Source organism: Pseudomonas sp. zfem004 (assembly GCF_032621715.1).
Classification (GTDB): domain Bacteria; phylum Pseudomonadota; class Gammaproteobacteria; order Pseudomonadales; family Pseudomonadaceae; genus Aquipseudomonas; species Aquipseudomonas sichuanensis.
The window spans coordinates 135,571-156,436 of sequence record NZ_JAVYJF010000015.1 but is presented as its reverse complement, the minus strand read 5'-3'; the positions used below and the strand labels follow the sequence as shown (position 1 = coordinate 156,436).

Sequence of the window (20,866 nt, the reverse complement as noted above, 5' to 3'; positions counted from 1 at the left end):
TCAGTGCAGGGTTTGCGGGTGCACCGTCAGCTGGATCTGGGCCAGTGCGGATTCCAGCTGGGTACGCACGGTTTCGATTTCGTGCAGTACTGCCAGTACCAGCATCGAGCCTGGGGATTTGAAGATCAGCGGGATGGCGTGTTGGACGATGGCCTGGGCGCAGAGCACGTGTTCGTGGGTCTGGACCAGGGTGTCTTCGAGGAAGGGATGGAAATGGGGTGGGTCGGGGACGATCTTTAACATTTTTAGATCCTTTCTTTCGGGTTGGACTGCCACAGACCTGCTGTCAAACAGAAAGGTGGCAGCTGTGCGTGGGTTGACAGACCGGATGAAAGAAAGGAAACACCGGCGCACGCGAGCGTGCCCACACGCACAGCCGCCATCGAGCGCGAAGCTAGTGCGCATTCTTTCAATTGCGGCCTGTCAAAGCCGAGTCGCTGATGTGCAGCGACCTGGCGAGACTAGAGGGCGGAAATTGCCGCCGCAATGGAAAAAAGGCGCGGGGAGTATGTTTGGGAAATGGACTACAGGGAAGCCGCTAAATCTGATTAAACAGGGTCAGCGGTTTGCCTTGGAGGCGCCTGTCTTGGGATCGCATGTGGGCCACCAGGTGAAGGGCGACAGCTCTGCAGCGTTCTCAAGATCGAGCGCCGCCCGCGCGGCGCTCGATCTCATAGGCGCTGCAAAAACACCGGCAGGCACTTGGTGGCCCTCACCCAATCTCCCGCCCTACACCTGGAGGCCCACCCCAAAACAAAAGGGCCGCCGCGATCCCCCGCGGCAGCCCTCCAACACCCCTCCCCCTACTGCGCCGGCGCCGTCGCCGGCGGCGGCTCATTGGTCACCCGCAAGATCCCCCACAACCCCGACATGTTCCCGTACGCCGCATAGTCGCGGAACAAGTAATCCCCCGGCACCGCATTCCCGCCCCCGGCGCTGGACAGCATGAAGCTGAAGTGCGCCGCCGGCAGCACGCTCTCCTGCGCGCCGATGTACATCGCCATGGGGTTGTAGCCAAAGCGCACCGAACCAATCCCCGGCAAGCCCATGGGGTATCCGTCGATATCGCTCTTCTCGGCCTGGTAGTTGTGCAGCGGCCACAGGTGCCCATCGAGCTGGTAGGTGATACCGCGGCTGCCACCGCTGGGCATCAGCACGTGCTTGCGCATCGGCTGCCCGGGCTTGGCGTACAGCACCGGGGTCTGCGGGTCGCCCCCAATCAGGGCATTGCTGTAGGCCATGTGCGCATTGGGCACGTCGGCGAAGCCCAGGCCGTCGGCATGGCCGAACGGCGCGTCCGGCGCCAGGCCGAAGCGCAACCACAGCGGCTCGGTCTTGTAGTTCATGGCCATGTTGCCGTTGTCCTTCGGATCGCCCGGCACGCCATTACCCTCGGTGGCGATGCCCTCCACCGGGCGGCCATCGGCCCAGCGCATGTTCAGCGAGCGCTGCCACACCGTGACGAAGTCGCGGTAGTCCGGCTGGCCGCTGACCTTGACCGTGGCCTGGGCGCGGCTGGCCGCGTCCTCGGTCCAGGTGGCGGTTTGCGGCAGGATGCTCATGGCACCGACCAGGCCCTTCTGCGGCTGCTTGATGAAGTCCGCCGGAGCCAGGTTGAGGCCGCCGAACTCGATGGCGGTGGTGTTGATGTTGTCCACCGTGCGCCCCAGTTGCAGGGTGGGTTTGCCTTCGCGCTCCAGGTGCCCGGCGTAGTACTGGTACACCCGGCTCGGGTAGGCACCACTGTTGCCGGCCCGGGGTGGTACGGTCTGCACCGGGTTGGCGCCGACGTTGGCACCGTCGGACTTGGTGATGTCGTAGGCCAGCAATTGCGCGTGCAGGCCCACGTGGCTGGAGGGGCGCATCAGGTTGTTGTTGAAGGCGGTGGAGCCTTCACCGTCGAAGCGGTCGCGCTTGACCACGTTCTGCATCACGGCGGTGCTCGGCAGGTCGGGCATCACCAGTGGCAGGCGGTTCTCCAGGGTGATGCTGATGCAGTCGCCGGCGTTGGCCCGCAGTACCAGCGGCTCCACCGGCACCCCGGCCTTGAGCTTGCCGGTGCTTGGGTCGAGGTCGGCTTTGCGCACGTACAGCACCGCGGTCGGGTCGTGCAGCGGCGCGCTGTGGCCGCCGATGGTGAAGGGTTCGCCATCCTCAGGGTCGACCCCACTGACCAGCGGGATGCTGGTACGGCGGCTGTTGAACACCAGGGTACCGCCGTTGGCCTTGAGCGCGCCGCCGACATGCTGGCCGATGCCGGCCGGATCGTTGATGCTCACGCCGTTGCGGTTCTCGAGGATGTCGTTGGCCAGGGCCGCGACGATCTCGTAGCTGCGCTTGACCGTCGGCCGGGTGCCCACGCCATTGGCGTTGGCCGTGGTTTTCGGGCAGATGCCGTCGAAGTTGACGGTGTTGCGCATGGCCACTGGCTGCGGGTTGTTGGGGAGCGCGAACAGGTCGGCGCGCTGGGCGGTGTAGTTGCGCATCACGCCCCAGATACCGTTCCAGTAGCCTTCCAGGGCGGCGTCCATGGAGTACAGGTAGTCGCCGTTGGTGGCGGCGGAACTGGAAATCATCGACACCGGCGCCAGGAAGCCCATCTGCTCGGAGATGCCGATCATCTGCGACGACTTCCACCCGGAGTTGGAGCTGTTACCGAAGCCCGAGCCGTTCTGCAGCCACTTCACGCCGTGCAGGGTGACGTTGTGCTCCTCTTCATGGCCACCGGCATGCAGGCGCAGGCGCACGTTGTCGCCGCTGTAGGTGCGCAGCATCGGCGTGAACGGGTCGCCCGGCTCGCTGCCGGCCTTGTTGATGTGCGGCGGGAACTGCGTGGTGCCGCCGGTAGGGCCGACCGCCTGGGTGATCGCCGAGGGCGCCAGGTTCATCGCCGGGATGGCGCGGTCGGTGCGCGACTGCAGGGCGTAGGCCAGGTCGCCGCCGAGGCCGTCGGCCTGCATGCCGCGCTTGCCGTCCGGGCCGACCTTGTTCGGGTCGTACACGCGCAGGGCCAGGGGCTCGTTGCGGTAGTTGACGACGAACATGCCGGGGTCATCCACCGAGATCGCCTGCGGGCATGGCCGGCTTGGGCAACCGGGGTTCAGCCCGCCACGGGACTCGACCACCGATTCCAGCAGGTTGGAAGCGGCCTGGCGCACCGGCGGGTTGATGGCGTAGCGGAAGCTGTCGGCGGTGGCCGGGTAGCTCTGGCCGTCGGGGATGCCGTTGGGGCCGGCGCCCACGTACACACCGGCTTCATAGGCGTGCTGGAAGTCGCTGTATTCGAGGAAGAACTCGCGGTAGCTGTCGTTCTTGCCGTCGCCGTCGTGGTCGCCGGTCTGGATCACCGCCTGCCACGAGGTCGGCCCGCCGTCCTGGCGGGTCGCCGGGTTGTACAACTGCTCACCGGTTTCGGCGTGGTACCAGGTGGACCCGGCAGGTTCGGCCAGCACGGTGGCGTACAGCCCAAGCTGCTGGTGGGTCGATGGGCCGAGGTGGTCGTGGGTGAAGATGGTGCCCAGGCCACGGTCGACGTTATGCACGTTGACCAGCGGGTCGGCGAACCAGCGTTGCATGGCGGTGCGCGCACCGAGCCAGTCGGCCCGGCCGAAGCGGCCGAAGTACGGATGCTGCTTGGCTTTCGGGCAGGCGGCGGTGCCTTCGCGGGCATCGCCCTCGGTGCAGTTGTTGAAGCTGCGGATGGCGTGCACGCGCTCGACCACGCTGCCGGGCGAGAGGATGCCGTCCTCGTAGTTCCAGCCGTTGGCCGAGCCGTCGGCGGCGGTCAGGTCCCACTTGGGCAGGTGGATGTGCTGGCCGATCACGTCGGTGGGGGTGCGCACCTGGTAGTCGTCCATCTCATAGAACGACGGGATCAGGTTGGTGTGCACGTACTGGGTGCAGTCGAAGGTGTTCATGCGCATCACCAGCGGCTCCGGCGGGCGCTGCTTGGTGATCACCGGCCAGGCGTCCTCCCACAGGGCGAGGATGCGCGCCTGCGGGAAGTGGTAGCCGACCTTGTTGTACACCGCGTCGAACTGGATGTTGGCGGCCTTGTAGATGCGCGGCCGGTCGGCGGTGAAGGCGGACGAGCCGCGGAAACTCATGCCGGTCAGTGTCTCGCCACTGTTGAACTCGCCCACCCCGGAGGACTGGGTCAGGCGCTTGCCACGGTCATCCATGCAAGGCTCGTAGAACGGCGCGCCGGCGGTGGGCAAGGCGCCGTTGGTGCGGAACGCCTTGGCCACCGGCGCGCCGCCAGGGACCAGGGCGAAACTTGGGTGTTCGGCCTTGGCATGGAACTGCATGGCCGCCTGTTCCACCTCGGTGCCCTCTTCGGGCAGGTAGATCGGCTTGGCCTTGTGCAGCACCTTGGAGAAGTCCAGCCGGGTGGTGGTGGTGACCGCCTCGCCACCGGCAGACACGCCGTCCAGGGCGTGGCGACCGAGGCCACCGTCCCAGCCATCGACCTGGTTGGCGTCGAGGTTGGCCCACAGTGCCTTGCCGCTGTCCTTGAGTTGGCGTGCCAGGGCCGGGTCGAGCATGTCCAGCGGCGGGGTTGGCGGGCGCTGGCCGACGCTGCTTTCCATGCCGCCGATCCAGAACGGATAGCCGGGGTTTTTCAGGCTGCCGTCGGCGTTGCGGTTGCTTTCGCTGCGATCGACCAGGGCCAGGGAGCCCACGGCGCGCGGGGTGGCAGGCTGGTCAGAATGATCGTCGTCGCCCTCCCCTTCGTCATCGTCGTCATGCTGGGCCACCAGCGCCTCGCCGAGCTTGGGCACCACGGTGACCTTGCCCGGCATCGGCGCCATGGCCTTGCCCGGCAGCGGCACGATGGCCGGGATCGGCGTGCCGGCGATGATCTCGCCGTCGGGCAAGGCCCGCGCGCCATTGGCCGGCTTGCCGCTGCGCAGGGCGAACGGTGTGCTGTGGAAACCGTTCTCGCCCTCGCCGCTGACCTCGAGCCGGGTGCCGGGCTCGAACACATCGTGCACCCGCCACATGGCCCACATGCCTTGGGCGAAGTGCGGGTAGAAGTGGCAGTGGTAGATGGCATCGCCCGCTACCCGGTTGCGGTTGCCCGAACCACCGTTGGCGATTTCGTAGGTGTAGCCCACGCCCGGGCCGATGCCCTGGGCGTCGATGTAGTCGGAGTTGTCGTCGTTGGGGTTGAACAACCACTGGTGGCCGTGCAGGTGGAAGATGTGCTGCTCGTGACCATTGTGGGTGTTGCGGAACTTGGTGAAGTCACCGATGTAGCTGTGGTGCACGTTGGCAGGCTCGGCCGGGTACAGGGCCATGGTGGCCTTGACCCCAGTGGCGCTGGCCGGCGGCACTTCGCCCGGGCGGATGCGCTCCAGGCCGACGTTGGCCGGGATATCCACCAGGGTGCCGATATCGCCGACCGTGTGGGCACTGAGGAAGAACTCCTCGTAGGCGCATGACAGGCAGTCGTGCATCGGCCCTACGCCGAGCCGGTTGGCCACCACCTCGGCGCCCATGCCGCCGGAGCCGTAGTTGATCATGAACGAGTCGCGGGTCGGCTCCAGCACATGGCCCATTACCGGGTCCGCCCAGTAGCCGGGGAAGGCCTGGGTGCCGGCCACTTCGTCGGCGAACTGCGCGGCGAAGTCGCGGAACGCTTCCAGGCGGTTGGGCAGCGCCGGGTTGCGCTTGCCGACGCTTTCCAGCGGGTAGGTGTTCTTGGGGAAGCTGCCGTCGGGGTTGGGGCCCATGACGATGGCGTCGGTCTCGCTGTTGAGGATTTCGTTGCCGTCGACCATGGCGATGATCGGCTTGCCGGCCTTGCCTTCGGCGATCCAGGGTTCCAGCTGCGGATAGCGCGCTTCGTAGTTGATCACCGGCTGGCCGGTGGCGGTACGGCTGATAGTCGCCAGGCGCATTTCTTCTTCGGTGAGGGTGTTGCGGTAGGTGCGCCCACCTTTGGGCACTACCGCCACTTGGCCAAACAAACCATTGGCGACGTTGCCCGCACCGCCCTGGCCGCCGAAGGTGGCGCCCTGGCTGGTCACGGCGAAGGCGCCTTCGCGCTCGGCGTACAGGGTGTAGCTGCGGGTGCCGCCGGGGGCGACCAGGAAGTTGCCGTTGCGCCCGGTGTTGGCGGCGATGTCGGCGATGCTGGTGACCGCCTGCATGCCGTTGACCTGGAAGCCGACGTGGCGGTCGGTGACCTGCTCGTCGGCGATGAAGTGCTCGCCGCCTTCGGCGTCCGGCAACTCGACCTCTTCGCCCTCCTCGCCTTCGGGCTCCTCGGGTTCGATGCCGTGCTTGTTGGGGTTGGCCTGGTACGCCAGCAGGTTGGTCAGGTTGACCGTCAGGCAGTCACCGGCGGCCACCCGCAGCACGATCGGCCGCGGGCGCTTGTCCGGGCGCAGGGTGACCTTGCCGGGGACGGCCGCGCCACCTTTGCTCAGCGGCACCAGGTGCTCGTCCACCACATCCTGGCGCAGGGCGAACAGCATGCCGTTGGCATTCTGCGCACCGAGGCGGTTGTACATCAGCGGCTGGTCGAGGGCCACCACGTTGGCGGTCAGGGTGCGCTGGCATTGCACGGCCGCTTCGCCGCTTTCCTGCCAGCCCAGCAGGGCCAGCACCAAGGTGGTCAGGGCGGGGCCTTTGCGAGGGGTCGTCATGGGTCACCTCCGAGGGGCGCAAGGACTCTGCGGGGAGGTGAGCAAGGCTCATGCCATTAAAATTTTCTTTTTATTTCAATAGCTTGGATCTAGCCGTAGTTACCAATCGGGGAAGATCACCCAATTGAGGCCCTTAATCGGGGGGCATCAGCGCTGCATGCAGCGCTGGTAGCGTTCGTCCACTCGTCCGGCGAACCAGGCCGTGGTCAGCTTGCGGGTGATCTTCGGGCTTTTCAGCTCGATCCCCGGCAGCACCGCGCGCGGCAGCGGCTTGCCTACTTTGCCTTCGGCCAGCCGGAACACGCCCTGGTACAGCTCGGTTTCTTCAAGGTCCAGGCTACCCTCCTGCTCCAGCTGCGAGCGAATCTGCGGGTTGCGCAACCCGAGCTTCGGCCCCAGCTTGCGCGCCGCCTGCTCGGTCTTGCCGGGCAGGATCGCACCGGGGGCAATCAGGTCGCCGTCCAGTGCCAGCGTGGTCACACTGGCGCGGCCCAACGCCGCCTGGAACGCCGCGTTGCGGCTGGCGTACCAGCCGGCGTTGAAGTCGGCGAAGCGGTACAGCGGGCGCTCGTAGTGGGTGGAGTAACCCAGCAGGTGGGCGATGCCGAAATACATGCCACCGCGCCTGCTGAATACTTCCTGGCGAATCGTGCCTTGATAGGCGTAGGGGTAGCCTTTGGCATGCTGCTCGGCAAAGTCGATGCTGACCTGCATCGGCCCACCGGTGTGCACCGGGTTGAGACCGTCGAGCAAAGTCCGGCCGAGGGGCAGGCGGCCGATCACTTCGTCATACAGAGCGCTGAGCTGTTTTTCGCTGCGCACCGCGAGCAGCCGCTGCTGGTAGGTCTTGCCGTTGCTGGAAGTTGTTTGCAGTGCGCCGTCGACCAGCAGCTTGGGGATATGCAGGCGCGCGGCGCGGCGGTCGATCTCCTCACGGGCGATACGGCCCAGGTTGGGCACCTGCGGGTCGGCGTTGAAGGTCGACTCCTGCTCGGTCACCGCCAGCACGGCGCACAGGTTGGCCTTGCTCGGCGCGATACCCTGGGCCTGGAACGCCACCTGGATGTCCTCGGCCCAGCCCTGGCGATCCTTGACCTGCGCCGGCAACAGACGCAGCAGCTGGGCGCGGACCTTGGCCGGGTCGGCCTCGGCGGCCTCCTCGCGGCGCCCGGCGCAGCCCTGCAGCAGCCCCAGGCACAGCAGGCCGACGGCCAGCAGGCGCCCGTTCAGGGCTGTTCACCCACCAGGTAGGTCTTGCTGATATGGCGGAACAGCGGGTGGCTGGCGCTGCCCATCAGTTCGAACAGCACCATCTCGCGGGTGACGATCTGTGCCCCGGCGGCGCGCATGCGTGCCAGGCCGGCGGCCTTGCTGGCGGCGGTGCGGCTGTCGCAGGCGTCCTCGACCACGAACACCTGCTTGCCCAAGGCGAGCAGGCCGAGCACGGTCTGCAGCACGCAGACGTGGGTTTCCATGCCGCACACGATCACCTGCTCGCGGTCCAGCAGGCTGGCCGGCAGGCAGTCGGCGGCGACGCAGGAAAAGTGGCTTTTCTCGACGAACTCAGCGCCCGGCGCAGCGGCCTTGAGGGATTCGAGGGTGTGGCCAAGGCCTTTGGGGTACTGCTCGGAAATCACCGTAGGCAGCTCCAGGTCGGCGGTCGCTGCCAGCAACCAGCGCGCCCGGGATTCCGTGCCTGCGGGGTCGCTCATGGCGCCGATGAGTTTTTCCTGGATGTCGACCACCAGCAGCGTGGCGCGTGTTGAATCGATCAGCATTGTCAGCCCCTTGCCTGGAAAACCGTGGCCGTGACGCCACACAGGCGACAAGCCTCGCCCAGGCAAGGGGTGACGTCAATCAGGCGGTGAGCCGCAACGGCTCGAGTGCCCCGGTCAGCGCGCCCAGCACACGGTCTTCATGTTCGTGGATGAAGAAGTGCCCGCCGGGGAACATCTGGAGGCTGAACTCGCCCTGGGACTCGCGGCGCCAGGCCTGCAGCTGCTCGGCGTTGGCACGGTCGGTGTCGCCGCCGAGCACATGCAGCGGGCAGTGCAACGGCGCCCGCTGGCGGTAGGCATAGCGGCCGCACAGCAGGAAGTCGGCGCGCACCACCGGCAGCGTCAGGCTCATCAGCTCTTGGTTGGCCAGCACTTCCTCGGGCGTGCCGCCCAGCTTGCGCAGTTCGGCCAGCAGCGCTTCGTCGCTCTTCGGCTCGCGCCAGTTCGCACCGTCATAGTCCTCGCGTCGGGTCGGCGCCGCGGTGCCGCAGGCGAACAGCGCCAACGGTGGCGCGCAGCCCAGTGCCTGCAGCTCGTGGGCCAGTTCGAAGGCCACCAGCGCCCCCAGGCTGTGCCCGAGCAAGGCGTAGGGGGCGTTGGCCGCCAGGCGCTGCTCGCTGGCCAGTTGCCGGGCCAGGGCCTGCATGTCGGTGTGCAACGCCTCGCCCAGCCGCGCGCCGCGGCCCGGCAGCTCCACCGGGCGCACCTGCAGCCAGGCTGGCAGCTTGCGCCGCCAGCGGCTGTAGACCATGGCGCTGGCCCCGGAGTACGGCAGGCACAGCAGGTTCACCGTGCTCACTGCGCGGCTGCGGCCATCTGTTGGCGCAGGCTCAGCGGGCGCATGTCGGTCCAGACTTCATCGATCCAGGCCAGGCAGTCCTGCTTCAGGCCGCTTTTGCCGGCCGCGCGCCAGCCATTGGGGATGGCCTTGTAGTCGGGCCAGATGGAATATTGCTCTTCGTGGTTGATCACTACCTGGAACACGATGTCGTCGCGATCGAAAACGGAAGTCATTGCCTGTCTCCTTGGATGATGAGGGCCGAATGCGCGGGGCGCAGCGTGGCTCTCAAGGAAACGAAAAACGGTTGGAGAAAATTAGCCGGTGGCACCGGTCGATGACCTGGCCTGGGCAATGGCGGCCTGAATCGCGCTGCGGGCCTGGGGGCTGTTCTTCCAGCAACTGGAGCCGACCAGGCTGGCGGCGGCTTCGACGATGTGCCGGGCGTCGGCCTGGGCCAACTGTGCCAGCGAGCTGTAGCCCAGCTGTTCCAGGCGCTGCAGCACGGTCGGGCCGACGCCCTTGACCGCCAGCAGTTGCTCACGTTCATCGGCTGAAAACGCCATCCTCACCTCCTTGTGATGTTGCGGCTTTGCAAGCGCTGCGGATGATGGCATATATCGTCTTCTGCCCGCCAACCCCGCACCTGGAGAACTCCCCCATGCTCGGCGTTACCGACTACGGCGCTTTCGTGATTGCGTTCCTTATCCTCCTGGCGATCCCCGGCCCCGGCAACTTCGCCCTGATCACCGCCACCGGCAAAGGCGGCATCAAGGGCGGGCTGGCCGCCACCTTCGGGGTGATCCTCGGTGATCAGGTGCTGATGTGGCTGGCGGTGGCGGGTGTGGCCACCTTGCTGGCCGCCTACCCGGCAGCCTTCCACGTGGTGCAGTGGGCCGGCGCCGCCTACCTGGCCTGGCTCGGTTTGCGCATGGTGCTGAGCAAGCCCGGCGCGGCGCCGCGCGACAGTGGCATGGCCGGCGGGCGCTACCTGCGCCAGACCATGATGATCACCCTGCTCAACCCCAAGGCGATCATGTTCTACATGGCGTTCTTCCCACTGTTCATCGACCCGGTGAAGCACCAGGGCATGTTGACCTTCGGCTTCATGGCGGTGACCGTGGCAGCGCTGACCCTGCTCTACGGCCTGGTGGCCGTGCTGCTCACCCACCACCTGGCCGAGCGCATGCGTGCCAGCCCACGGGTGAGCAACCTGCTGGAGCGATTGGCGGGGGCTTGCCTGGTTGGGTTCGGGATCAAGCTGGCGGCAATGCGCTAGGCGCCACCCAGCAAATCGTGGGCATCCAGCAGGCGATACGCCACCTGCGGATTGCGCTCCAGGCCACGGCGGATGGCGGCGGGGATCGCCTGGCGGGTCTTGCGGCACAGGCCGGGCAACGCCTCCAGTTCGATGACGATGCCGCGCATGGTGCGCACCTCGTTGTAGCCGGGGGCGATGTGCACGCGAATGCCGAGGTTCTGGTACAGGCGCCCTTGAAGATGATGGAGGTCGTCGAGGTCCCTGAGGTTTTCCAGGCGTTCGACCAGGCGCTTTTCTTCCTCGCGGGTAAGCAGCAGGATGCGCCGACCTTCGGCCGGGCCATCGAGCAGTTGCTCGCGGCCGCAGTCGCAGGCGCCCGGGGGGCATGGGTGGCGTAGTGGAGGTTGGTTGGTCATGGGGCAAGGATAGCCTGCCCCCAGGCCTCTAGTGGCAAACCATGATAGGCAGCAGATCCAGCGGGTACTTCCTGGGCGGTGCCGAATCAGAGGGGCTGCTCATGTTGAATGCCCTGACGCCAATCTGGTGACTCTTGCCGCGGTAGTCATGCCAGACGGAGGCAGCGATAAAGCCGTCCATGTCCGGTGTGAGGGCAAGCTGCTTCACGACTGCACCGTTCTCGCCATATACGTTCAGCTCGTACATCATCCTCAGGGCGCCCCAGTTTTCTCCACGCTCCCAGCTAGCCCTCCAGCCAGACTCGGTACCGTCGCCCGCGTAGGGATGCGCACACCAATCTTTTACCGGGTCCAGCCTGGGGGTCGTCTTGAACGGTTTGCTACCGGAAATGGACGTGCCCTTTTCGGAGTGGGCTGTGTACGACAGCGTGTACTCGGTGTTCGGGCTCAAGTTTTCAATTCGCCATTTGACCGTGCCATCTTCTTTGTCAGCCGGGAAATCGAGGGTCCTTGGCGGTTGGCCTGCTACTTGTAGCGTCACCGACGTCCACAGTAAATAAGGTATAGGGGGTTGTTTGACCGTGAGGTCGGCCATGTCTGGAATGATGTATATCTCTGTTGAAAGATCGCTTGCCGTTTGCGCATCCTTGACCTTGAACGTGCCATAGGGATTCGTTTGAACCACGTTATCAGTGGCTTGCTTGACGGTCACTTCGCCATGGCGAATATTGTACTGGGCGACCAGGAAGTTCTTATTATGGGCGGCGCCACTGTTGAAGGTGGGCACACTGCCGAAGCTGCCTTTTTCGATGAGATGGGTATGCCCATAGAAAATGGCCTTGACGCCATAGTCTTCGACCAATTTCTTGAATCGCTCGATATCCGCTAAGGAGTAACCATCTGTGGGATCTAACGGAGGACGATGCATATTAATGATCGGTATTTTACCTGCATCTTTCGCAGCGCGCAGCCGTGCTTCAAGCCAGTCAAGCGATTGTTTTATATCGAAAGTGAATGATTTATTGGGGTCTTCATCGGCCTTGAAGTTCCGTTGGTAAGCCGGATGATTGTGCAACTGAATGAACATGAAGTCGCTGAGCGTCTTTGCATACGCCAGGCTTCCTCTCCAGAGTTGGTGGTTCGTCCAGCTGTCATAGGTGACCGTCATGTCCAGGGCTTCCGCACTTATGGCCTGGCCATGCGCGTAGGCATCCCTTACAGCATCCCGTGCACATCCATTGTACTGACAGTCATCCACATTGTTGTCGTAGTCATGATTGCCCAGGCCATAATAAACAGCAGGGCCGAGCATAGCCATCAGACCTTTTATTTCGCGAGCCTGATTGCCATGATAAAACTCAGTCAGATCGCCATTGATGAAAACAGGAACGTTCGCTGCACCGCCATTGGCGTTTCTGAAGGCATTGATATTGTTGTATTGCGCCGATATCAACTGGCGAGACAGGCTCTCGTCAAATGCGGGGCCGTCGCCACCCATATTTATTCGCGGGAATTGTGGATCGGAGGATATCACCCAGTTGAAGTGAAAAATCGGCGCAACACGTTGTGGTTCGGTTGGAGGGGGAGTTGCAAGGTTTGAGTTGCCAGCGGTCACTGCGCAGGCTGATATTGCCAGCGCGGCCGAAAGACTTATCGCTGCTCGGGTTAAGTATTTATTGTTCATTTTTAGCGTCTCGGCTGGGTATCTCCCTGCAGACTCTATTGAACAAATCTTGTACGAGGCACTGACAATTTTACTAGGTCTAGGCTTCTAGCAGACGTGTTTGACTGCGCTCAGAAACTGGCCTCTCCCCCAGCGACTGCGCCAAGCGCAGCAGGTAGCCGTCGGGGTCTTGCACCAGGAACTGGCGCAGCCCCACTTCAGCCTCTCCCACCCGGTACCACACCTCCTCGCAGGGCCTGAACAGCGGCCAGCGTTGCTGCTCGAGACGCTCGATCAGTGGCTCGACCGCCACCACGTCGATCTGCAGGTGCATGCCCCGCCCCAGGGGTTTTTCCAACGGGCCGGTAAGCCAATTGTCATCGGGGTCGAGCTGTTCGAGCATGACCTGCGACCCGTTCAGGTCCAGGTAGGCGAAACGCTGTTCCGGGCGTTGATAGGCGATGTCGAAACCCAGCAGTGAAACCCAAAAACCGAGGCTGGCCTCGAGGTCGCTGACGATCAGTTCGGGGACCAGACTGTTGCGCTTGAACATTGCGATCTTCCATGACGTGTTGGTTGGGCTGGCCGCTCACAGGGTGTCAGTGCGAACGTCGGGCGTCCACCAAGTTGGTCGCGAGGTGCTGAACGAATGCGCGGTCGGCCGCAAGGCCTCGGCCCCTTTCGCGTCAAAACACCCCAGCAGCAAAGCTACCGTAGGCGCATCGTCGATGGCGCCGAGGGAGCTGCCGCAGGTCGGGCAGAAGGCGCGGCTGGAGCCTTCGGAAGAGCGATACAGGCTCGGCACCCCGCCCTCCCCGGTCCACGACACGTCGGCCTTGTCGAACTCCACCCAGCACAGGGTCAAGCTGCCGGAGTGGCGCTGGCACATATGGCAGGAGCAGGTATGGGGAAACCGCGGCGTACCGCGAGCACTGAAGCGGATACGGCCGCACAGGCAGCCGCCGTAGTGAGTAGGCATGGGGGCGCGTCCTTGGCTGATGAAACTGGCAGGACGGTAGCTGGGCACGCTCAACTGTAAAGCGTGAAAATGTTACGGCGAAATGCAACGGCGCTATGCTGGCCTGCCAACTGGTAAAGTGCGCGCCCTCCTTTGCGCCAATGATGGAAAGCAACCGATGCACAAGATGATCGAGTTCCTCGCGGTGGTGGTGGTGTGCACCGTCATCGGCGTGGCCTGCGAACAGTACGACGTGAACCGCTACCTCAAATGGTTGCTGATGGCCCTGCCGGCGATTGTCTGGGTGCGCCTGCGCAACCCCTTCCTGCGCTGACTGGAGCCCGCATGCACGACCTGCAGCTGAACGCTGACCTGTCCCGCCCCGTGACCGTGCACGGCGCCGCATTGCCGTGGTTGCCCAGCCCACTGCCCGGCGTCGAGCGGCGCATGCTGTACCGGGTCGGCGGCGAGAAGGCGCGGGCCACCTCGCTGGTGCGTTATGCGCCGGGCAGCCGTTTCAGTGCCCATGTGCATGGTGCCGGCGAGGAGTTCGTGGTGCTGGAAGGGGTGTTCGAGGATGAGCACGGCCGTTACCCGGTCGGCAGCTACGTGCGCAACCCACCGGGCAGCGCCCATGCCCCGGGCGCCAGCGAGGGCTGCGTGATCTTCGTGCGCCTGCGTCAGTTCCATGCGCAGGATCGCCAGGCGCTGGTCATGCAGTTACCCGCGCAGGGCGGAAGGCTGTTCGAAAATGACCATGAACGGGTCTGGTTGGAAGTGCTGCAACCCGGTGAAACCTGCTGCTGGGACAATGGCCGTGGGCTGGAGCTGCTGGTACTGGCCGGCCAGTTGCACGGCACGGCGGGCAGCCTGCCGACCTGGAGCTGGATGCGCCTGCCGGCGGGGCAGGCCGTCGAATTCAAGGCCGGCAGCGAGGGCGCGCGGGTCTGGCTTAAAGAGGCCGCGCTGAACCTGGGGGACTAAGCCCCGCCCAGCGCCTCACGGAATCGGCGGGTGCTGGCCGCTGCCAGCAGCAGCCCGACCACCGCCACGCCCCCGCCGACCATGCCGATATTCGCCACACCCGCCTGGCTGCTGACGATACTGCCCAGTAGCGCGCCACCGCCGATGCCGATGTTGTAGATGCCCGAGAACAGCGCCATGGCCACGTCGGTGGCGTCCGAGGCGAGCTTGAGGGTCTTGGACTGCAGCGACAGGCTAAAGCTCAAGATCGCGATGCCCCAGACCATGCTCAAGCCAGCGAACAGGTAGAAGTTGCCCGACAGCGGCAACAGCAACAGCAGGCAGGTCGCCAGCGCACCGATCGAACCGACCAGGAAGCCATGGGGGAAGCGATCGCTGTAGCGACTGAACAGCAGCGAACCGAACACGCCCGCGCCACCGAACAGCAACAGCAGCAGCGTGGTGCGCTCGCCGCCGATCTGCGCCACGTGCAGGGCGAAGGGCTCGATGTAGCTGTAAGCCGTGAACTGCGCGGTGATCACCAGCGTCACCAACACATAGGTGATCACCAGCGCCGGGCGCTTGAACAGGATCGGCAGGCTGCGCAGCGAGCCCGAGTTCTGGCTGGGCAGCAGCGGCAGCGATTTCGTCAGGCAGAGCATGGTCCCCAGCGCCACCCCGGCAATGCCCAGGAAAGTCACCCGCCAGCCCAGCGCCTCACCCACCACCCGCCCCAGCGGAATACCCATGACCATCGCCAGGGTGGTGCCGGTGGCCAGCAGCCCGAGGGCCTTGGCCTGCTGCCCCGGCGGCGCCACACGCACCGCCAGCGACGCGGTGATGGCCCAGAACACCGCGTGGGCCAGGGCGATGCCGATGCGGCTGACCAGCAGCATGGCGAAGCTTTGCGCCTGCCACGACAGCACATGGCTGACGATGAACACCAGGAACACCAGCAACAGCAGGCGGCGGCGCTCGATGTTGCGGGTCATCAGCATCATCGGCAGCGAGGCCAGCGCCACCACCCAGGCGTAGATGGTCAGCATCAGGCCGACCTGCGCGGTGGTCATGTCGAAGCTGCGGCCGATGTCGCTGAGCAGCGCCACCGGGACGAACTCGGTGGTGTTGAAGATGAACGCCGCCAGCGCCAGGGCGATGACGCTCAGCCAACTGCCGGTGCCGGCGGTGGGCGGCATTGAGGTGGGTACGGGGCCATTCATGTGAAGGGGTGTTTCTCCGCGGGCAAGGCAACAGGGCGCGCGTCTGCGGCCGGGGATCAGGGCCGTTGACGCACGTGTTGTTATTGGAAGGATGCCGGGCATGGTACGCATCAAGGGCGGGCGTCACAACCACAGGGCGCGGCCATGGCAAGACGCCACAACGCAATCGCGGGGCAAGCCCGCTCCCACGACCATCAGTGCCGTCGTGGGAGCGGGCTTGCCCCGCGATAAGATCAGGCCTGCAACGTCGCCATGTCGATCACGAACCGATACTTCACATCCCCGACGATCATCCGCTCATAGGCCTGGTTGATATTGCGGATATCGAGCATCTCGATATCACAGCTGATCCCGTGCTCGGCACAGAAATCCAGCACCTCCTGGGTTTCGGCGATACCGCCGATCAACGAACCGGCCAGCACCCGGCGCTTCATCACCAGGTTGGCAGCATGTACCGGCGGATCAACCGGCTCGATCAGCCCGACCAGAATGTGCACGCCACCAAACGCCAGGGTTTCCAGGTAGGGGTTGAGGTCATGCTGCACCGGAATGGTGTCGAGCAGGAAGTCAAAGCGCCCGGCAGCGCCACGCATCTGTTCGGCATCGGTGGACACGATCACATGGTCAGCGCCCTGGCGGCGCGCTTCTTCGGCCTTGCTCGCAGAGCGGGTGAACAGGGTCACTTCGGCGCCCAGCGCCTTGGCGAACTTGATGCCCATGTGGCCCAGGCCGCCCATGCCCAGCACGCCGACCTTGTGGCCGGGGCCGACGCCGTGGTGCTTGAGTGGCGAATAGGTGGTAATGCCGGCGCACAGAATCGGCGCTGCGCTGGCCAGGTCCAGGCCCTGGGGGATGCGCAGCACGAAGTGTTCGCTGACCACGATGCTGTTGGAGTAGCCGCCCATGGTGTTGCTACCGTCCACACGATCGGGGGTGGCGTAGGTCATGGTCGGGCCTTGCAGGCAGTACTGCTCGACGTCCTGGCGGCAAGCCTCGCACTGGCGGCAGGAGTCGACCATGCAGCCCACGCCGACCAGGTCACCGACCTGATAGCGGCTGACTTTTTCGCCCACCGCAGTAACGCGGCCAACAATCTCGTGGCCCGGCATCAGCGGGTATACGGCAATGCCCCACTCGTTGCGCGCTTGGTGAATGTCGGAGTGGCACACGCCGCAGTAGAGGATCTCGATGGCGACATCATCGGCGCGCGGGCTGCGGCGCTGGAAGGTCATGGGAGCCAGGGGGCTGCTGGGGGTCTGGGCGGCATAGCCGATGGCCTTGTACATGGGAAACCTCGAAGAGTGAAACGATTCAGGCGGCGCATTTTGGGCGCCCAAACCGCCCTCGCCCATCGCCGATTCTCCGGCATGCATGCCTGATTCTCCGGAATCGCCAGGCCACCTCTGGCGCTGAACTGCGATTCTGCGAAGATTCCACTGTCCGATTCTCTGCCCAGGTTGACCATGCACCTCACCCGCCACGTGGATGCCAACGCCACGCTCTGCTCATTGATCCGCGGCCTCGCCACGCGCCCAGGCTTCGTGCCAACCGCCCTGCCCCAGGTGCAGGTGCTGACCTGGGACCACTACGTGGCCAGCAGCCCGCAGATCTACGAGCCGAGCCTGATCATCCTGGCCCAGGGCAGCAAACTGGCGCGCCTGGGGCCGCGCACCCTGGAGTACGGCGCCGGGCATTACCTGATCCAGGCGCTGTCGGTGCCGTTCATGTGCGAGACCTTCGCCACCCCGGACGCGCCGCTGCTAGGTGTATCGGTGGATATCGACCGGGCGCAGCTGGGGGAGCTGGTGCAAAGCATGAACCTGGCACCGGATGCCGCGGTGCAGGTGCAAACCCCGCAGTCGATGAGCTCGGCGGCGTTGGACGCAGCCATGCGCGGCAGCGTCGAACGCCTGCTGCAGTGCCTGCAAGACCCGCTGGACGCCAAGGTGCTGGGCCCGGCACGGGTGCGCGAGGTGCTCTACTGCGCCTTGCGCGGACCACAGGCCGGGGTTTTGCGGGCGCTGGTCGAACAGCAGGGACACTTCGCTCGCATCGGCGCCGCCCTGGCCTTCTTGCGCGAGCATTACGCCCAAGCCCTGAGCGTGGAAGAGCTGGCCAGCCGAGCCAACATGAGCGTGTCGACCTTCCACGAGCACTTCAAGCGCAGCACCGACCTGGCGCCGATGCAGTACCTCAAGCGCCTGCGCCTGCTCAAGGCCCAGCAGATGCTGATCGGCGAAGGCCTGGGCGTGGCCCAGGCGGCGCACCGGGTGGGTTATCAGAGCACTTCGCAGTTCAGCCGCGAGTACAAGCGCGAATTCGCCCGCAGCCCAGGGGAAGAACAGCCGTACCAGAGCTTGCCGGTGTGAGGCCTCGCCTTTGTTGGCAAGCAATCGCCAAAGTGTGCATTGCCCACCAAGACAGTCGATGGATTGATCAATCGGGAGTTTGATACTCCCTACATTACTGCTACATGTTTATTTATTTGCGCCACCCCAGGAAATTACCTACATAAAACCCATAAACACCTCACAAATAAAAAATAAATATCTCGCTAGCGAGTTTAAACATCAATCAGCAATACACATCCAGAAACACCAACACTTCGCACGCCACTCAAACCTGTTCTAAGTTTCATCTGCGCGCACTCTCACCCAGCAGAAAACTTAACGACAACTGCTGGCCCAAAAACGTCATTGAGGACATCACGATGACTTTTGAAAAAGCCTCCTCGGCCGGCGATTCGCAAATCGGCTGAGCCTTCTGCAGAACCGGGGTTATCTAAACCCCCGGTTCTGCACCACCTGCATTCATTCTTCTGAGGCGCATGCACATGACCATGCACATGACGTTATGCCTTAAGCCAACTATCATTCCTTACCAACTTGACGGCCAAGTAGTCCTTCGTTTCAACGGCCAATATGCCAAGATTCCAGACCCGCACGGTGCGGTGTGGGACTTCATCAACACACTGGACGGCAACACGCCTGTCGATGAGCTGGCCAGGGCGGTCGCCCGCCGCCACCCTTGCACCACTGAAGCAGCCATCCAGCAGGTAGCAAAGGACCTTATCCAGCACCGACTGCTTGAAGTACCTACGGCATTGCAGTCCACTTCCCTGTCAACTCATGACCGTTCACGGTTTTCGCGGAACATTGATTTCTTCGGTTCCATGATGGCTGCTGACGAAAACAAGTTCACTTATCAGGAGGCCCTGCGCTGCGCGAGGATATGCGTGCTTGGCTGCGGCGGCCTGGGCACTCACGTGCTGTTCGACCTGGTTGCCCTGGGCATTCATGACCTGACCATCCTGGACTTTGACAGCATTGAACTCAGCAACTTGAATCGCCAAATACTTTATAAAGAATCTGACATTGGAAGTGCCAAGGTCGATACAGCCAAGCAGCGACTGCTCGAATTCAACAGCCACCTTCATATCCGCACACATGCGACCCGCATCGCCTCATCTCAGCAGTTGGCCGATATCGTCGCGGGCCATGACCTGGTGATCTGTGTTGCCGACAAGCCCGCAAACTACATGGCCGACTGGCTAAATGAAGGCTGCGTCCAACAGCAAGTACCCTTTATATCGGGTGGCCTGGATGTCCGCCGCTCAGTCTTCTACTCCGTTGTTCCTGGTGTTTCGGGTTGCGGCGCGTGCTGGCTGACGTCAGCACGAAGCAAGAGCGCCACGGTCAATTGCATTTCGACCATGGCCAAACAGTACGACATCACCTACCAACACCCCGGGCCGGCACTGGTGCCTCTGGTCGCAGTGACAGCGGGCATGATGGTCAGTGAATGCGTCAAGATCATCACGGGTTGTCAGCCCCCTCAGCTGACCAACAAGCTCAAGGAGTTCACCTTCGATGACCTTGGTGTCGGCATTGCCGAAACGTGGGAAAGAAGACCGGACTGTGCGGTGTGCGGTCACCTGGTGCATACGCCGATGCCATCGGCACGCACGGGGACTCAATGAATGCTCAAACTGTTGGCGTCCTATTTCACCACCGCCACCTGCTCCTGGGTGATTGCCTTTCTCATACCGCTGTACATTTATGAGCAAACTGGCTCTCCGGTCTGGACGTCCTCGGCCTACCTTGTCGCAATAGCACCCTATATCCTGGTCACACCCTTTGCCGGCGCATGGAGTGATCGCTTTAGCAAGCGCCTGCTTCTGGTCGGTGGCGACCTGCTAAGCCTGGTGACAGGGCTTGTGCTGTATGCCGCGCTACAGCTGTTATCAGGGTTGCTACTGTGCAGCGTGCTGCTGCTGCTCACCTTCCTTTTGACCAGCGTACGCGCTACCCATCACCCAGCGTTCCAGAGCATCGCGCCCTCGATCATCGAGAAAGGGAGGCTGCATACCTTCAATGCGGTCGTTAACGCCAGCGACAACATGATCCGCATTGCAGCCCCCCTCGGTGTTGCGGCAGCCCTGACCTTGACCAGCAAGGACCAGCTTCTCATCCTTGCCGTCCTGGGTTTCGCGATCTCCTTGCCGCTTTGCTATCAGCTCGAGGAGCGACACAAACCACAACCGACCAGCCGCCCTATCCTTCGCGAAATCAGTACCGGTTTTTCCTATGTCATCGAGAACAAGCAGCTGCGTGCACTGGTAACGCTGTTCTTTTTCTGCAACTTCGGTTTCGCGCTGATCGGCGCCAGCCTGGTCTATCTCTACACCAGCATCCTGGCAGTCCCCTCGACGCAGTTGGGCTATTACTACGGACTCATCGGTTGCGGCGCAGTTGCAGGTTCCCTACTGGGGGCGATGCTTGCAAAACGCTGTCAGGCTGGCGCTCTGATCAGGCACAGTTGCCTGCTCGCCGGACTGTTCACGCTCGCCGGAGCCTTCACGCAAACGCCTTGGTCACTGTCGGCATTCTGGGCGCTCTCCACTTGCTGCCAGTCGGTAGTGGTCATTGCCTTCTTCACCTACCGGCAGCAGACCGTACCGCAGGCGATCCTGGGGCGCACGGTTGGCGTGACGCGACTGATCGCCTATCTCGCCATCCCGCCTGCAAGCCTGCTGAGTGGGTGGTTGCTTCTGCACTTCTCCAGCAGTGCGCTGGTTCTGGCCTCAGGTGGCATCTGCATCACCCTGGCCTCGTTGCTCGCCTACTCGGGCTCCGTCGCGACGCAACCGTCCCTGGAACCCTGATCATCACCCGTA

19 protein-coding genes are annotated in these 20,866 nt (G+C 63.9%); 6 read left to right on the top strand and 13 right to left on the bottom strand.

Going from position 1 to position 20,866, the window contains the following annotated elements:
- From RTH46_RS17420 to RTH46_RS17390, 7 genes are all read right to left on the bottom strand, one after another.
- Positions 1 to 243, bottom strand: coding sequence for a hypothetical protein (locus RTH46_RS17420; protein WP_153788515.1), 243 nt, complete (start codon positions 241 to 243; stop codon positions 1 to 3).
- Positions 244 to 803: 560 nt separating this feature from the next.
- Complete coding sequence (gene mnxG / locus RTH46_RS17415; RefSeq protein WP_316906211.1) at positions 804 to 6,653, bottom strand: manganese-oxidizing multicopper oxidase MnxG; 5,850 nt, start codon at positions 6,651 to 6,653, stop codon at positions 804 to 806.
- Positions 6,654 to 6,800: 147 nt separating this feature from the next.
- Positions 6,801 to 7,883: a DUF1615 domain-containing protein gene (locus RTH46_RS17410; RefSeq protein ID WP_306109341.1), complete on the bottom strand. Its 1,083-nt coding sequence runs from the start codon at positions 7,881 to 7,883 to the stop codon at positions 6,801 to 6,803.
- Positions 7,880 to 8,431, bottom strand: a complete 552-nt coding sequence (locus RTH46_RS17405; protein ID WP_316906210.1) for a hydrolase — start codon at positions 8,429 to 8,431, stop codon at positions 7,880 to 7,882. The genes RTH46_RS17410 and RTH46_RS17405 overlap by 4 nt, the downstream gene beginning before the upstream one ends.
- A gap of 79 nt (positions 8,432 to 8,510) precedes the next feature.
- The gene (locus tag RTH46_RS17400) at positions 8,511 to 9,230 is read right to left on the bottom strand and encodes a thioesterase II family protein (protein WP_316906209.1); all 720 of its coding nucleotides are present in this window, start codon (positions 9,228 to 9,230) and stop codon (positions 8,511 to 8,513) included.
- Positions 9,227 to 9,445, bottom strand: a complete 219-nt coding sequence (locus RTH46_RS17395; RefSeq protein WP_153788520.1) for an MbtH family protein — start codon at positions 9,443 to 9,445, stop codon at positions 9,227 to 9,229. The genes RTH46_RS17400 and RTH46_RS17395 overlap by 4 nt, the downstream gene beginning before the upstream one ends.
- Positions 9,446 to 9,526: 81 nt before the next feature.
- Positions 9,527 to 9,775 carry a helix-hairpin-helix domain-containing protein gene (locus tag RTH46_RS17390; RefSeq protein ID WP_153788521.1) on the bottom strand — a complete coding sequence of 83 codons (249 nt, stop codon included), beginning with the start codon at positions 9,773 to 9,775 and terminating at the stop codon, positions 9,527 to 9,529.
- A 95-nt stretch (positions 9,776 to 9,870) separates the two neighbouring features.
- Here RTH46_RS17390 and RTH46_RS17385 point away from each other — a divergent pair, with 95 nt between their 5' ends.
- Positions 9,871 to 10,488, top strand: coding sequence for a LysE family transporter (locus tag RTH46_RS17385; RefSeq protein WP_110994761.1), 618 nt, complete (start codon positions 9,871 to 9,873; stop codon positions 10,486 to 10,488).
- On the opposite strand, the gene RTH46_RS17380 is transcribed toward RTH46_RS17385, so the two are convergent.
- The 4 genes from RTH46_RS17380 to RTH46_RS17365 form a co-directional block, all read right to left on the bottom strand.
- On the bottom strand, positions 10,485 to 10,886 hold the full coding sequence (locus RTH46_RS17380; RefSeq protein ID WP_153788522.1) for a hypothetical protein: 402 nt from the start codon (positions 10,884 to 10,886) through the stop codon (positions 10,485 to 10,487). The two genes, RTH46_RS17385 and RTH46_RS17380, sit on opposite strands and share 4 nt — an antisense overlap.
- A 28-nt stretch (positions 10,887 to 10,914) precedes the next feature.
- Positions 10,915 to 12,570: a metallophosphoesterase family protein gene (locus RTH46_RS17375; RefSeq protein ID WP_316906208.1), complete on the bottom strand. Its 1,656-nt coding sequence runs from the start codon at positions 12,568 to 12,570 to the stop codon at positions 10,915 to 10,917.
- A 79-nt stretch (positions 12,571 to 12,649) separates the two neighbouring features.
- Positions 12,650 to 13,102, bottom strand: coding sequence for a bleomycin resistance protein (locus RTH46_RS17370; protein ID WP_153788524.1), 453 nt, complete (start codon positions 13,100 to 13,102; stop codon positions 12,650 to 12,652).
- Positions 13,103 to 13,138: 36 nt separating this feature from the next.
- The gene (locus tag RTH46_RS17365) at positions 13,139 to 13,528 is read right to left on the bottom strand and encodes a GFA family protein (protein ID WP_153788525.1); all 390 of its coding nucleotides are present in this window, start codon (positions 13,526 to 13,528) and stop codon (positions 13,139 to 13,141) included.
- Between the two features lie 157 nt (positions 13,529 to 13,685).
- Between RTH46_RS17365 and RTH46_RS17360 the strand changes: the two genes are divergently transcribed.
- Complete coding sequence (locus tag RTH46_RS17360) at positions 13,686 to 13,841, top strand: hypothetical protein (protein ID WP_153788526.1); 156 nt, start codon at positions 13,686 to 13,688, stop codon at positions 13,839 to 13,841.
- Between the two features lie 11 nt (positions 13,842 to 13,852).
- Complete coding sequence (locus tag RTH46_RS17355; RefSeq protein ID WP_153788527.1) at positions 13,853 to 14,491, top strand: cupin domain-containing protein; 639 nt, start codon at positions 13,853 to 13,855, stop codon at positions 14,489 to 14,491.
- Here RTH46_RS17355 and RTH46_RS17350 read toward each other — a convergent pair.
- Positions 14,488 to 15,690: a sugar transporter gene (locus RTH46_RS17350; RefSeq protein WP_316906207.1), complete on the bottom strand. Its 1,203-nt coding sequence runs from the start codon at positions 15,688 to 15,690 to the stop codon at positions 14,488 to 14,490. The genes RTH46_RS17355 and RTH46_RS17350 overlap by 4 nt on opposite strands.
- 233 nt (positions 15,691 to 15,923) lie before the next feature.
- Positions 15,924 to 16,976: an NAD(P)-dependent alcohol dehydrogenase gene (locus RTH46_RS17345; protein ID WP_316906206.1), complete on the bottom strand. Its 1,053-nt coding sequence runs from the start codon at positions 16,974 to 16,976 to the stop codon at positions 15,924 to 15,926.
- A gap of 177 nt (positions 16,977 to 17,153) precedes the next feature.
- Between RTH46_RS17345 and RTH46_RS17340 the strand changes: the two genes are divergently transcribed.
- The 3 genes from RTH46_RS17340 to RTH46_RS17330 all read left to right on the top strand — a co-directional run bounded on the left by RTH46_RS17340 (position 17,154) and on the right by RTH46_RS17330 (position 20,854).
- Entirely contained in the window at positions 17,154 to 18,059 is a 906-nt protein-coding gene (locus RTH46_RS17340; RefSeq protein WP_316906205.1) for an AraC family transcriptional regulator, read from the top strand.
- A 464-nt stretch (positions 18,060 to 18,523) separates the two neighbouring features.
- Positions 18,524 to 19,669: a HesA/MoeB/ThiF family protein gene (locus tag RTH46_RS17335; RefSeq protein ID WP_256671402.1), complete on the top strand. Its 1,146-nt coding sequence runs from the start codon at positions 18,524 to 18,526 to the stop codon at positions 19,667 to 19,669.
- Positions 19,670 to 20,854 (top strand): MFS transporter, encoded by a 1,185-nt coding sequence (locus RTH46_RS17330; protein WP_316906204.1) that lies wholly within the window; start codon positions 19,670 to 19,672, stop codon positions 20,852 to 20,854.
- Positions 20,855 to 20,866: the final 12 nt, after the last annotated feature.